Genomic DNA, 13,118 nt, shown 5'->3' with positions numbered 1-13,118 from the left:
CTCCTAAATCTGTGGCGCAATTTCTTCCATTGTGAAGGCTTCAATTACGTCGCCTTCTTTAATATCACGGTAACGCTCAATGGAAATACCACATTCAAAACCACTCTTCACTTCTTTTACTTCATCTTTAAAGCGACGTAAGGAATCAACTTCCCCTTCATGAACAACTACACCATCACGAATTAAACGAATTTCAGATTTATTCGTAATCTTACCTTCTGTAATATAAGAACCAGCAACAATTGCTTTTGGTGTAGAAATTACTTGTCGTACTTCAGCACGACCAAGAATTACTTCTTTAAATTCTGGTGTTAACATACCACGCATAGCGCTTTCTACGTCATTAATAGCATCATAAATAACGCGATATGTACGAAGATCTACGCTTTCTTTCTCAGCGGCTTTACGAACCACAGCATCTGGACGTACATTAAAGCCAATAATAATTGCATTAGAAGCAGAAGCTAACATTACGTCAGATTCATTAATAGCACCTACAGCCGCATGAACAATAACAATGCGCACTTCTGGGTTTTTAATAGCTTCTAAGGACTGGCGTAATGCTTCTACAGAACCTTGTACGTCAGCTTTAATAATAATATTTAAATCTTTTAATTCACCTTGTTGAATTTGGTTGAAAATATCATCTAAGGTTACTTTATGCGTAGCCCCTAATTCAGCAATACGTTGTTTTTCCACACGTTTTTCTGCAATAGTACGTGCTTCGTTATCATCAACGGCATCCATGATTTCACCAGCTTGTGGCACATCAGAAAGACCTAGTACTTCTACTGGCATAGATGGGCGGGCTACTTTAACTTTTTCGCCTCGTTCATTGGTCATAGCACGGACTTTACCATAAGCAACGCCAGCAATGATATTGTCACCTACACGCAAGCTACCTTTTTGTACTAATACTGTACATACAGGACCACGGCCTTTATCTAACTTGGCTTCAATAACCACGCCTTGAGCATTACGATTTGGATTAGCTTTTAATTCCATCACTTCTGCAACAAGCAAGATATTTTCTAATAAATCATCAATACCTTGACGTTGTTTAGCCGATACAGGCACCATTATGATATCGCCACCCCATTCTTCTGGGATTAAACCATGTTCAGCTAATTGCTGTTTTACATGGTCAGGGTTAGCACCTGGTTTATCCATTTTATTAATCGCTACAATAATAGGCACATTAGCGGATTTAGCATGGTTAATCGCTTCAATAGTTTGTGGCATAACACCATCATCGGCAGCTACTACTAATACAGCAATATCTGTTGACTGAGCACCACGCAAACGCATAGCTGTAAATGCTTCATGGCCAGGTGTATCTAAGAAGGTAATCTTATTCCCTTTATAGCGAACCATATACGCACCGATATGCTGCGTAATACCACCAGCTTCCGAAGCCGTTACATTAGTCTGACGGATTACATCCAATAAGGAGGTTTTACCATGGTCAACATGACCCATAATAGTAACAACGGCTGGACGAGGTTGTAAGCTTTCTGGAGAATCTTCAATTTCACGAATTTCAGTAGGATCTTCTTCTGGTGCAGCTTCAGAAACATTAACACCAAACTCTTCTGCTACAATAGCAGCCGTTTCGAAATCAATTTCTTGATTGATTGTCGCCATTACACCTAAAAGCATAAGTTTTTTAATGATTTCACTCACTTCGCGGCCCATAGTTTCAGCCAATTCTTTAACTGTTAATGTTTGGCCAATTTCAATGTGAGTAGCAATCATTGCTTCTGCTTTACGTTTTTCTTCTTCTTTATGTTGGCGATTTTGTTCATTACGCTGTTTTACGCGATTCTTGCTTTTTGCCAAAGAGGTAGATAATAAAGACTGCGGGCGGTTACCATTGCGATTCTTTTTATCTTTTTTATTGCGACGATCATTGTTATTATTGCCATCACGATTGCTACGAGCATCTTTATTATTGCGATTATCACGGGTATCACGATTATTTTTCCGATCATTAGGACGTTCGTTACGGTCATTGCGATTATTTGTTTCGTTCTTCTTATCCGCATGACGAGTATTATTGCGATCTTGCCCTTTATTGTCATTGCGATTATCTTGACGTTGGCCAGCTTGATTAGTTTTATTAGCTGGTTTCTGATTGCGAGACTCTTGCTTATGCTCAGACCCTTTGTGAGTTTGACCAGCTACTTTACGGTTCTCTGGTTTCTGACCATCTGTTTTATGACCTGCAGCTTTATGAGTATCCTGCTTCTTAGGCTGCTCTGCTGTTTTATGAGCTGGTTTTGAATTAGTTTTAGGTGCTTCAGCTTTAGGGGCTTCAACTTTCGTAGCAGCTTCTACTTTTTTAGGTACAGAAGTATCTGCTTTCTTAAAATGCTTTTCTACTAAAGCTACACCGGCTTCATCTAAACCACTAGCTGGCGTTTTTGATTCATAACCATTGCGGCTTAAGAAATCTATAATTCGTTTATTTTCTACATTTAGTTCTTTACTTAAATCACGTATTCTTTTTTTTGACATCTACATGCCCCCTTAATCAATTATCTATTTCCTTGAGCATTGCTTTGGCAAATCCCGCGTCATTAACGAGAACAATAGCTCGTTGTTCTTTTCCGATAGCTTGCCCTAATTCAGCCTTTGTTAATACCTCACGTAAAGGAACCTTATGCTGTTGAGCTAGCCAATTATATTTTTCAGCATTATTTTTTGCACAATCTAAAGCTAATATAGCCAATGGGATATTCCCTCGTTTGATAGCTTTTTCTGCTACAAAGTCGCCTGATAATAATTTACCGGCCCTCTGTGCCATGCCTAATAAGTTTTTAAGTTTAATACTATCCATAAGCCCGTTTATTCCTTAGTTGGAAATAATTCAGCTCGTAAATTTTCATATATATCTGCAGAAACAGCACGTTTCAAAGAACGCTCTAAGCGCTTAGCCTTATAGGCTGTTTCAAAGCAGTCTGTCTTTGGCTCTATATAAGCGCCACGACCTGCGGCCTTCCCCGTCCGGTCGATAGTGATAACCCCTTCTGGAGATGCTACAATGCGCAACATGTCTTTCTTATTTCGAAGTTCGCCACAACCTACACAAATGCGCATTGGTGGTGATTTCTTCTTCATTAAGCCTCACCATCCTCTGTTAGGATAAATTCGGAGGAGTCAGCTGTACTTGGTTCTTCTGTATCAGCTTGAGTTTCACTCTTAATATCAATCTTCCAATTAGTCAATTTAGCTGCTAATCGAGCATTTTGCCCTGCTTTGCCAATGGCCAATGATAATTGATAATCAGGCACTACAACGCGAGATGTTTTCTCTTCTTCATCCACCTCTACAGAAATAACCTTAGCCGGACTTAAAGAGTTTGCAATATAAATAGCTGGATCTTCATCCCATTTTACAATATCAATTTTCTCATCATGTAGTTCATCCACAATATTCTGAACGCGCTGACCTTTAGGACCCACACAAGCGCCTACAGCATCAATTGTTTCATCACGAGACACTACAGCGATCTTAGAACGCATTCCTGGCTCACGAGCTACTGATTTAAGTTCAATAACGCCCTCATAAATTTCAGGCACTTCCAATTCAAATAAGCGCTTTAATAATCCAGGATGTGTACGGCTAATCATAATCTGTGGCCCTTTAGTCGTTTTCTTAACTTCCACAATATAGCATTTGATACGATCGCCTGCTTTATATGTTTCCGTTGGAATTTGTTCAGCTGGTGGTAAAATAGCTTCCGTTTTACCTAAGTCGACAAATACATTACGCCCTTCAACGCGCTGAACAAGACCTGTAATAATATCGCCTTCACGGCTGAAATATTCTTCGTAAACAATGCTGCGTTCTGCTTCTTTTAAACGTTGAATTAACATTTGTTTTGCTGTATGAGCCGCGCTACGACCAAAGTTTTTAGGCGTCACATCTACTTCAACAATATCGCCTACTTCAAAGCGCATATCTTTTTGTTGTGCCTCAACTAAAGCAATTTCTTTTTCAGGATCTGCTACTTCAGCTACTACAGTTTTCTTAGCAAATACTTTATATTCACCGGTTTCACGATTTAATTCTACATATGCTTCCTGATTAGAGCCTGGTTCTTTACGATAAGCCTGCAATAATGATGCCTCTAAGGACTCAAACACCACTTCTGGTGAAACACCCTTCTGCTTTGTTAACACCATAACTGCCTGTACTAATTCTTGACTCACTGATTATTCCTCCAATATCCTATTAGTTTTAAAATTCAAAATGCAATCGAATCTGAGCAATCGCACTACGTTCTAATTCAATCGACGTTTCACCTACCATAATGGTAATTGTCGTATCCGTAAACCCAGCTAATGCACCAGTATATTGTTTTTTCCCATCCACTGGCTTAAATAGTTGTACATCAACATCGGCGCCATTATAGCGTACAAAATCTTTGTCCTTTTTAAGCACTCGATCAAGTCCTGGAGAAGATACTTCTAACAAATAATTCTCTTTAATGGGATCTTTTGCGTCCAGTACTTCGCTCAACTTTTCACTAACTAGCTGACAGTCATCAAGGTCAACTCCGCCTGGCTTATCTAAGTAAACGCGCAAATACCAATCTCGTTCACGAACGTATTCCACATCTACTAATTCCATATCAGTACCTTCTACAATACCTTCCACAATAGAGGACACAAACTCTTCGACGGCTTCTCTTTTCATGGTCATCGCCTCCTTTAATATGATGTAACACTTGTTATCCATGGCTATGCGTATCACTTGCATAGAGTTTTTACTATAAAGTAAAGAGTGAGCCAAGGCCCACTCTTCTAAAAAAGCTTATATCAAATCACGTATATTATATCATGAACACTGCAAAAACACAAATACTACAAACGATTTTCCAAGTCGATTAAAACACGCTCTAATTGTGTTGTCAATTTTTCTTCCAATTCTGGAATTGTTACCGCATCAAAATCGTGATTAATTTCTGGATAATTATGACGACGCAACTCTACAAAGAATTCATCGCGTAGTACATTATAGAAAAGGAGCAGTCCCGACGACTCCTGAGACTTACAATACTCAGCAATAATAAAAGAACCATTAATCATACAAATTCCATTACTGGGCGCAATATCTCGAGTAAAACTGCCTATGGATTCAGGTAATACAGAATCATAGACCCAATCAACTAAGCCTTTTTGCTTATACGCATAAGTGAACATTTGCTGCGGTTCTACCAAACGCTTAGTAATACCGTCTATCCCACGTTCACGTAATACGGCCTCAAATTCACCCCAAGTGTTGCAAACAAAGTTAATGTCTACAAAGGAAAATAAAGGCATAACCACATGAACAGTAAAATCATTGACCTCTTTATCATATACAGCTTCCCAACGCCAGCCTAAAGGATTTTCATAGTGAAAAAAACGAAAACCTAAGACTTCATCTTCCGCTATATCCACTACTAATGTGAAATCTCCAATAGTAGTAGGAAGCCATGAAAAATCATATATTCTATCTTTACACTCTGCTATTATATCAGCCATTAAGAGAACGTCCTTTCTTAACGATTTAATAGATGAAAAATATCTATTAGAGTCTATGGCATACTAATCTCGTTTCACGGAATAAAGAGATTCATAATGCTCTTGATTCTTAAGCACAGTAGCCACATATTCACGCGTTTCAGGGAACGGAATTTCATCAATGGTATCAAAATCAGAATTCCAACCATATTGAGTCATCCACTCTTCCACATGCCCACGCCCTGCATTATAAGCAGCCAGCGCTAATACTTTATTGCCTTTAAACTCGTCTAATAAATACGCTAAATACCATGTCCCTAACTTAATATTAGTTGCCGGCTCGCGAATATCACTATCTGTTAATTTAGCTTCATTACGTTGTTCAGCAATCCAATGGGCTGTTTCTGGCATAAGTTGCATTAAACCTAAAGCACCTGGTGCTGATTCAGCATGTTCATTAAACTTACTTTCTGCTAATATAACACCAGCCACTAAGGAATAAGGCACCTTATTTTCTTGTGCTGCAGCGTATACAAGTTCACTATGTTCTAAAGGATATGCATAGGTGCGCGCTAAATATGGCTCACCTACCCAAAAGTAATATCCTCCTAAAATGACCATACACCAGGCAAAAAATGTAGAGCCTCTCATGAATCCTCCTTAGCAAATAAATGACCTTTCGCTTGCCATAAATCTGCTAGCTGAGTCATTAAATCTTCTAACGTTCCATTATTATCAATTATTACATGACTATATGCCTTTTTATCAGCTAATGGCATCTGACTAGCAATCCGAGCCTTCGCTTCAGCTTCCGTAAATCCATTACGAGCCATTAATCTATCTTTTTGCACATCTGGCTCCAATGATACTAGCCATACTTCATCCATATCCTTATACCAATTTGTTTCAATAAGTAAAGGAATATCATAAATAGCCGCTTCATGGCCCGCGTTAGCAAACTCACTTGCTAACTCTTCAATTCGTTCATGAATATAGCGATGTAAAATTTGATTTAACTCACGCCGTTTCTCTTCATTATTAAATATAATAGCCCCTAATTTAGGCCGATCTAAGGTGCCATCCCCTTGTAATATGCTGGGGCCAAAATGAGCCACTAATTCTGCTAAACCAGCTGTACCAGGTTCTACGACTTCACGAGCCACTACATCAGCATCAATAATAGGCGCCCCTTTTTGGGCTAACCATTCTGAAACAGTACTCTTACCAGATGCAATACCACCAGTTAATCCAATTTTATACATACAATCTCCTACTGTGAAGATTAATTATTATATAATTCTGCCACCATATCTATACTAAGTCATATTATGTACTGACAGTCATACTAATTAATACTAAAAATATTCACTAACAGAAATATACTATACCTACTAATTTTATTTTTGACAATGGCCACAAAATACAGTATGGCGGCCACGTAATGTCATATCTTGTAATGGTCGTTTACAAACTAAACAAGGTTTGCCACCACGACCATACACAAGCAAATAGTCTTGATTTTGTCCTTTATTACCAGCACCATTTTTATAATCTCTGAAACTAGTGCCACCACGCGCTAAACTATCACGCAATACTTTTCGTAACGCCCGATGTAAGGCTTTCACTTCCTTTTCAGTAAGTGAATCTGCCGGCCGTGTAGGTAATACATGCGCTAAAAATAGTGCTTCATCTGCATAAATATTGCCGATGCCCGCTACATACTGTTGCCCTAATAGAAAAGGTTTAATAGGCATACTGCTACGGCGTGTTAACTCATATAGTTTACCACTCGTAAAGGATTGACTCAAGGGCTCCAGTCCCATATGTAAATAAGCTTTTAAATCAATTTGCTTAGGGGATTCGAAAATATATAAAGCCCCTAAAGTACGCACATCGCCATAGGCTAGTAGAGTGCCATCAGTAAAATGAAATAAGATACGATCAAATCGTTCTATTTCAGCTTGAGGTCTAAAGATTAAACGCCCTGTAAGCTTTAAATGAATAATAAGCTGTAAAGAAGTATTTTGAAAGGTAATAATAAGATATTTACCTCGCCGTTTTACTGCTTCAATGGTCTGTCCTACTATAAGTTCTTCTGCCATAGGCGCTGGACAATTTCGCCACATACGGGGCAGCAAAGACTCTACGGACGCCACAGTCTTACCTGCTGTATGTTCGTGAATATATCGCTTTATTAATTCTACCTCTGGTAACTCTGGCATCCTATCACCCTACTTCTTTCACTAGCTTATAATCTATAACACGTATACTCTATTATTTTACATCTACTCTATTATTTTACATCCGCCCAATTCGTAGCACTATGTACATCCACAATAAGTGGTACAACCAATTCTACCACGCTGTCCATAATATCTGCTAATAAGGTTTCTACAATGGCTTCTTCTGCTTTTACTACTTCTAATACTAATTCATCATGTACTTGTAAAAGTAAACGAGATGTGAGCTTCTCCGCTTCTAATCGCTGTGCCACTTGATTCATAGCCAATTTAATAATATCTGCTGCACTACCTTGAATAGGCGTATTCATAGCAGTACGTTCTGCAAAAGAACAACGATTAAAATTACGACTATTAATATCTGGTAATGCTCGTACGCGGCCAAACATAGTACGTACTGACCCCGTTTCATGAGCCTCCGCTACCATAGCATCCATATATTCTTTAACTTTTGGATAACGACTAAAATATAAGTCAATATATTCTTTGGCTTCCCCTCGGGTAATACCTAAATCGCGGGATAGACCAAAATCACTGATACCATAAATAATCCCAAAGTTGACAGCCTTTGCATGAGAACGCTCTGTAGGCGTTACCTCCTCAATAGACTTGCCTAATACTTCAGCGGCTGTAAAACGATGAATATCCTCACCATCTAAAAAGGCTTTAATGAGTGCAGGGTCTTCTGACAAATGGGCCAAGATTCGCAATTCAATTTGAGAGTAGTCAGCGCTTACCAAAGTGTCATAGCCTTCACCAGGCAAGAATAACGCACGAATTTCACGGCCTTTTTCAGAACGGACAGGAATATTTTGTAAATTAGGATCAGAACTACTTAAACGACCTGTCGCTGTAACCATCTGATTAAAGGTACTATGAATACGTTCCGTCTTAGTATTAATCAGTGGTTTTAAGCCTTCTAAGTACGTGGAAATCAACTTAACTACTGTACGATATTTTAATATTAGTTCAATAATAGGATGATCATTACGCAATAAATCCAATACTTCTGCATTGGTAGAATATCCAGTTTTTGTCTTTTTAATAACTGGCAAATTTAGTTTTTCAAATAAAATAACCCCTAGCTGTTTAGGTGAATTAATATTAAATTCTTCACCCGCTTCTTTGTAAATCGCCTCACGAAGTTCATCCGCTTCTTTTTCAAAGAGTGCTTGCGTTTCTTCTAACGCCGCTTTGTCAATATAAATGCCATTTTTTTCCATCACCAATAATGTACGAATTAATGGCAATTCAATAGTTTTATATAAATCCCAAAGGCCATTATCAGTTAATACTTCAACAGCTACGGACTTCATATCGACTAAAGCGTTTACAGTAGCTACAAACTCTACATCATCACCACTTGCAGGTACTACAGGCGCACCAAAACGTTCACATAAATAAGAGATACCATAGTTAGTGCGCGTTGGATCTGCTAAATAGGCCATTAAGGTTATATCCCAAACTCGAGGCTCTTTAGATGTATCAAATAAATCAAGCGGGCCTGGTGTCGTTTCACCCGTTACCTCCATAAGAAGTTTAGCATCTTCCGTTACAATGCCAGCCGCCTTTTGTAACATAGAAGCCACTAATTCTTTTATTGCTTCTGTACTACCATCTAATTTAGCAACTGCTTCACCATTACTTACATAGACTGTATCAATCGTTCTAAATGGATGGCTACCAGCTGTTTTTAAATGAAATGCTAATACCTTATTTGTATAAAAATCAGCACTTACTTCAGTTTCCCCTAAAGTAGTCACTGTTTCTTTTGTATCTATCGGTGAATCTGCAAAAGCGGCAAATAAAGACTCACTATCAGATGGTGCTGGTGCTGTAATCCCCATGGCTTTAATAAGACGTGGCGTTACATTATGAAAACCTAATCGATCAAACAAAGGCACAATTTCTGTTTCATGAGCCGCTGTTACAAAATCCTCTAGCGTATAGTCTAAATCCATGTCAGTTTTAATCGTTGCTAATGTACGAGATAAAAAGGCCAGCTCTTTATTATCTGATAGTTTTTCTTTTAACTTACCTTTAATGCCATCAATATTTTCATACACACCTTCCAATGTGCCATATTCAGTTAGCAATTTAAGAGCCGTTTTTTCACCAACACCTGGCACCCCTGGAATATTATCTGAACTATCACCCATAAGGGCTTTCATATCAATTACTTGCTCTGGACCATAACCATATTCATCAGCCATTGTATCAGGACGCACTTCGAGCATATCACTAATCCCTTTTTTCGTTAAATACACAGTACTATGCTCATCCACAAGTTGTAAACTATCCCGATCCCCAGTAATAATATATACAGCTGTATCCTTACTGCCTAATTTTTTACTCAAGGAGCCAATAATATCGTCCCCTTCATAGCCTTCTTGCTCGATAACTGAAATTCCTAAAGCTTCTAGTACTTCACGAATAAGTCCAAATTGAGGACGTAAATCATCTGGCGCATTAGGCCGATTCCCTTTATAATCAGCATATAGTTCTGTACGAAATGTTTCTTTCCCTTTATCAAAGGCAACCGCTACATAATCAGGTTGTAAATCATTATATAATTTCACAAGCATTGTTAAAAAGCCATACACCGCATTCGTTGGTACACCTAGGGCATTGCTAAGGGGTGGCAATGCAAAAAAAGCACGGTATAACAAGCTACTACCATCTATAATCATTAATTTTTTCATAAAACACCTCTCACGGATAGGAACTATACTGTATGAAAACTTTCCTGTCTATTATATCTTAAACTATTATATCACAAATATATAACAAAACTAATCCTTCAAAGGTATTGCACAACCATACGCTCTATGCTATAATTATTCAGGTATATTATTGTAATCATAAGGAGGTGACTCAATTGCCAAATATCAAATCCAGTATTAGAAGCGTAAAAACAGACGCTGAACGTCGTGCGAAAAACTCCGCTGTGAAATCTCAAATTCGTACAGCTACACGCAAAACGGTTGAAGCTGTAGAAGCTGGCGCAGTAGAAGATGCTAAAAAAGCACTTGTTCAAGCTACTAGCGTAATTGATAAAGCAGCCTCCAAAGGCGTTCTTCATAAAAACACAGCAGCTCGTAAAAAATCCAACTTGGCTGCTAAAGTGAATGCTTTATAATTCTAAGGCACTAAAAGCGTTGTAACCTAGTTACGGCGCTTTTTTTAATTTGTGCATATAAAAAGGAACTACTCTCAAATATTAACTGAGACGTAGTTCCTTTTGTCATTTCGACTCTTATTATTTCTTCAAATCCCCATGCATAATGCAACGGAATAAATTAAGCGCTACAGCTACTGGCTGACCAGCTTCAAGCGCCGTTGTAGCTTGGCCTAAAGCGCGACGAAATACAGCATGCACTTCCTCTGTGCCAGATTGACTCACAGCGTTTACATCTAACTCCATAATATATTTAAATAGAGCATGCAATTCTGTACTATCCATACCTTGTGCTTTAGCTACTTCAGTTTGCTGCTTTGCCCAATCATAGCGTGCTCTTTCTTGTGGATCCGTAGGAATTTCTTTCTTATTATGTGTACAACTCATACTATTTTGCCTCCTTAATACATTCTAAAAAACTTGTGCCCATATGACCAACCAGTCCAAAATTATCTAATATAGTCTGCCCCACATCAGCAAAAGTATCACGGTCCCCTAACGCAACAGGTCGACGTAAACCCTTCCAATAACCTAATAGGGGCACTAATTCACGAGTATGATCTGTGCCAGCCCATGTAGGATCATTTCCATGATCTGCCGTAATTAATAGTAAATCCTCAGGCTGTAATAATTCTATAAAACCGCCTAACTGGTAATCAAAGTCTTCCAAAGCGCGCTTATAGCCTATTACATCACGACGATGGCCATAGAGGCTATCAAACTCAACTAAGTTAATCATCATAAGGCCTTCTTTAAAAGTACCTCCTAATAAACGAGCAGCTTCATTCATGCCATGTGCATTCGATTTTGTTGGATAGGATTCACTAATACCTACATTAGCATAAATATCACCAATTTTACCAACGCCAATAGTTTGTAGCTTATGCTGCTGTAAAATTTCCCAATATAAGGTTTTCTCTGGCATACGACTATAATCATGACGATTAGCAGTTCGCTTAAAATGACCTAATTCACCCACAAAAGGTCGTGCAATAATACGCCCCACGTAATAATCACCAATACATACTTTTTCACGAGTAATCTTACAAATGCGATACAACTCCTCTAACGGAATAATATCTTCGTGTGCCGCAATTTGAAATACTGAATCAGCTGAAGTATACACAATAGGCTTGCCTGTCTTTATATGCTCAGCTCCTAAACGCTCTATAATTTCAGTACCAGAAGCCACTTCATTACCTAAATATCCATATCCGGTTTCACGCGTAAAGGCATCCATCACTTCCTTAGGAAAACCTTCGTAAAATGTGGGAAATGGCACCTCTACAGGATGACCTAATAATTCCCAATGACCACTAGTCGTATCTTTCCCTTTACTCTTTTCATGAAGACGACCAAATAACCCTTGTACGGGTTCTTCATCACGCTGAATATCAGAAATTTCTGCTAAACCTAAACGTTTTAACGTAGGACAACGTAACACCCCACCGACTTTTTCAATATGGCCAATAGTATTAGCACCTTCATCACCAAATAAATTAGCATCTACGGCGTGACCAATACCAACACTGTCCATGACAATTAAAATTATTCGTTTAAACATAGTACGCCTCAATTCTTATTTACGTCACTACAACTTTCTATTACTTTACATTATGTAATATTAGGCCTTATTGCTACTATCAGTTATTTAAGATAGGGCATGGCTAATGCTAAAGCAGCCAAAGTTTTGCCATCTTTAATTTCTTCGTTACGAATCGCTTCCATTAATTCGTTTAAAGTATAATATTCAAGCTCTACATACTCATCTTCATCCCAATGAGTCTGCCCTTTGCTTAACTCTTTAGCAATAAACAAATGAATAATTTCATTACAAAAACCTGGGCTAGTAGCAATAGGTCCTAAAGAAATCCATTCTGCTGCTTTATAGCCTGTTTCCTCTTCTAATTCACGCTTAGCACAAGTCAGCGGATCTTCCCCTTTATCTAGTTTACCGGCAGGAATTTCTAATAAACCACAATCTAACGCATAACGGAACTGACGTTCCATAACAATGCGCCCTTTTTCATCAATAACTACAATGGCACTGGCTCCCGGATGATGAACAACTTCACGCCAGGCTTCTTTACCATTTACTTCCGCCACATCAAAAGTAACTTTGATTAATCGCCCATCAAATTTCATTTCTGAAGATATTTGTTTTTCTTTATGTATACTCATATATACGCT

Annotated in this window: 14 protein-coding genes; 1 reads left to right on the top strand and 13 read right to left on the bottom strand. The window is 38.3% G+C overall.

Features of this window, described 5'->3' with window-relative positions:
* Positions 1 to 3 precede the first annotated feature (3 nt).
* The 10 genes from infB to polA form a co-directional block, all read right to left on the bottom strand.
* Positions 4 to 2,517 (bottom strand): translation initiation factor IF-2, encoded by a 2,514-nt coding sequence (gene infB, locus NFR27_RS01870; RefSeq protein ID WP_251440649.1) that lies wholly within the window; start codon positions 2,515 to 2,517, stop codon positions 4 to 6.
* Positions 2,518 to 2,533: 16 nt separating this feature from the next.
* Positions 2,534 to 2,839 (bottom strand): L7Ae/L30e/S12e/Gadd45 family ribosomal protein, encoded by a 306-nt coding sequence (locus NFR27_RS01865; protein ID WP_251440651.1) that lies wholly within the window; start codon positions 2,837 to 2,839, stop codon positions 2,534 to 2,536.
* 8 nt (positions 2,840 to 2,847) lie between these two features.
* Positions 2,848 to 3,120 carry an RNase P modulator RnpM gene (rnpM, locus tag NFR27_RS01860; RefSeq protein ID WP_251440653.1) on the bottom strand — a complete coding sequence of 91 codons (273 nt, stop codon included), beginning with the start codon at positions 3,118 to 3,120 and terminating at the stop codon, positions 2,848 to 2,850.
* Entirely contained in the window at positions 3,120 to 4,214 is a 1,095-nt protein-coding gene (gene nusA / locus NFR27_RS01855) for a transcription termination factor NusA (RefSeq protein ID WP_251440656.1), read from the bottom strand. The genes rnpM and nusA overlap by 1 nt, the downstream gene beginning before the upstream one ends.
* A 28-nt stretch (positions 4,215 to 4,242) precedes the next feature.
* Positions 4,243 to 4,701 carry a ribosome maturation factor RimP gene (locus tag NFR27_RS01850; RefSeq protein ID WP_251440660.1) on the bottom strand — a complete coding sequence of 153 codons (459 nt, stop codon included), beginning with the start codon at positions 4,699 to 4,701 and terminating at the stop codon, positions 4,243 to 4,245.
* A 167-nt stretch (positions 4,702 to 4,868) separates the two neighbouring features.
* Positions 4,869 to 5,531, bottom strand: a complete 663-nt coding sequence (locus NFR27_RS01845) for a hypothetical protein (RefSeq protein ID WP_251440663.1) — start codon at positions 5,529 to 5,531, stop codon at positions 4,869 to 4,871.
* A 63-nt stretch (positions 5,532 to 5,594) separates the two neighbouring features.
* A complete protein-coding gene (locus NFR27_RS01840; RefSeq protein ID WP_251440665.1) occupies positions 5,595 to 6,161 on the bottom strand; it encodes a lytic transglycosylase domain-containing protein in 567 nt (188 codons plus the stop codon).
* A complete protein-coding gene (gene coaE / locus NFR27_RS01835; RefSeq protein WP_251440669.1) occupies positions 6,158 to 6,772 on the bottom strand; it encodes a dephospho-CoA kinase in 615 nt (204 codons plus the stop codon). The genes NFR27_RS01840 and coaE overlap by 4 nt, the downstream gene beginning before the upstream one ends.
* Before the next feature lie 135 nt (positions 6,773 to 6,907).
* Complete coding sequence (mutM, locus tag NFR27_RS01830) at positions 6,908 to 7,732, bottom strand: bifunctional DNA-formamidopyrimidine glycosylase/DNA-(apurinic or apyrimidinic site) lyase (RefSeq protein ID WP_251440672.1); 825 nt, start codon at positions 7,730 to 7,732, stop codon at positions 6,908 to 6,910.
* 71 nt (positions 7,733 to 7,803) lie between these two features.
* Positions 7,804 to 10,452 (bottom strand): DNA polymerase I, encoded by a 2,649-nt coding sequence (gene polA, locus NFR27_RS01825; protein ID WP_251440674.1) that lies wholly within the window; start codon positions 10,450 to 10,452, stop codon positions 7,804 to 7,806.
* A gap of 176 nt (positions 10,453 to 10,628) precedes the next feature.
* On the opposite strand from polA, the gene rpsT reads away from it, so the two are divergent.
* Positions 10,629 to 10,889, top strand: a complete 261-nt coding sequence (gene rpsT / locus NFR27_RS01820; RefSeq protein ID WP_115309547.1) for a 30S ribosomal protein S20 — start codon at positions 10,629 to 10,631, stop codon at positions 10,887 to 10,889.
* A 120-nt stretch (positions 10,890 to 11,009) separates the two neighbouring features.
* Here the strand turns inward: rpsT and NFR27_RS01815 are convergent, their stop codons facing one another.
* The 3 genes from NFR27_RS01815 to NFR27_RS01805 all read right to left on the bottom strand — a co-directional run bounded on the left by NFR27_RS01815 (position 11,010) and on the right by NFR27_RS01805 (position 13,109).
* Positions 11,010 to 11,315, bottom strand: coding sequence for a hypothetical protein (locus tag NFR27_RS01815; RefSeq protein ID WP_251440676.1), 306 nt, complete (start codon positions 11,313 to 11,315; stop codon positions 11,010 to 11,012).
* Between the two features lies 1 nt (position 11,316).
* A complete protein-coding gene (locus NFR27_RS01810; RefSeq protein WP_251440678.1) occupies positions 11,317 to 12,492 on the bottom strand; it encodes a phosphopentomutase in 1,176 nt (391 codons plus the stop codon).
* An 83-nt stretch (positions 12,493 to 12,575) separates the two neighbouring features.
* A complete protein-coding gene (locus tag NFR27_RS01805) occupies positions 12,576 to 13,109 on the bottom strand; it encodes an NUDIX hydrolase (protein ID WP_251440680.1) in 534 nt (177 codons plus the stop codon).
* Positions 13,110 to 13,118 lie beyond the last annotated feature (9 nt).

It is taken from the genome of Veillonella intestinalis (genome assembly GCF_943192895.1).
GTDB lineage: Bacteria > Bacillota > Negativicutes > Veillonellales > Veillonellaceae > Veillonella_A > Veillonella_A intestinalis.
Note: the sequence above shows the minus strand (reverse complement) of the source record. Positions and strands in the feature narration are given on the sequence as shown.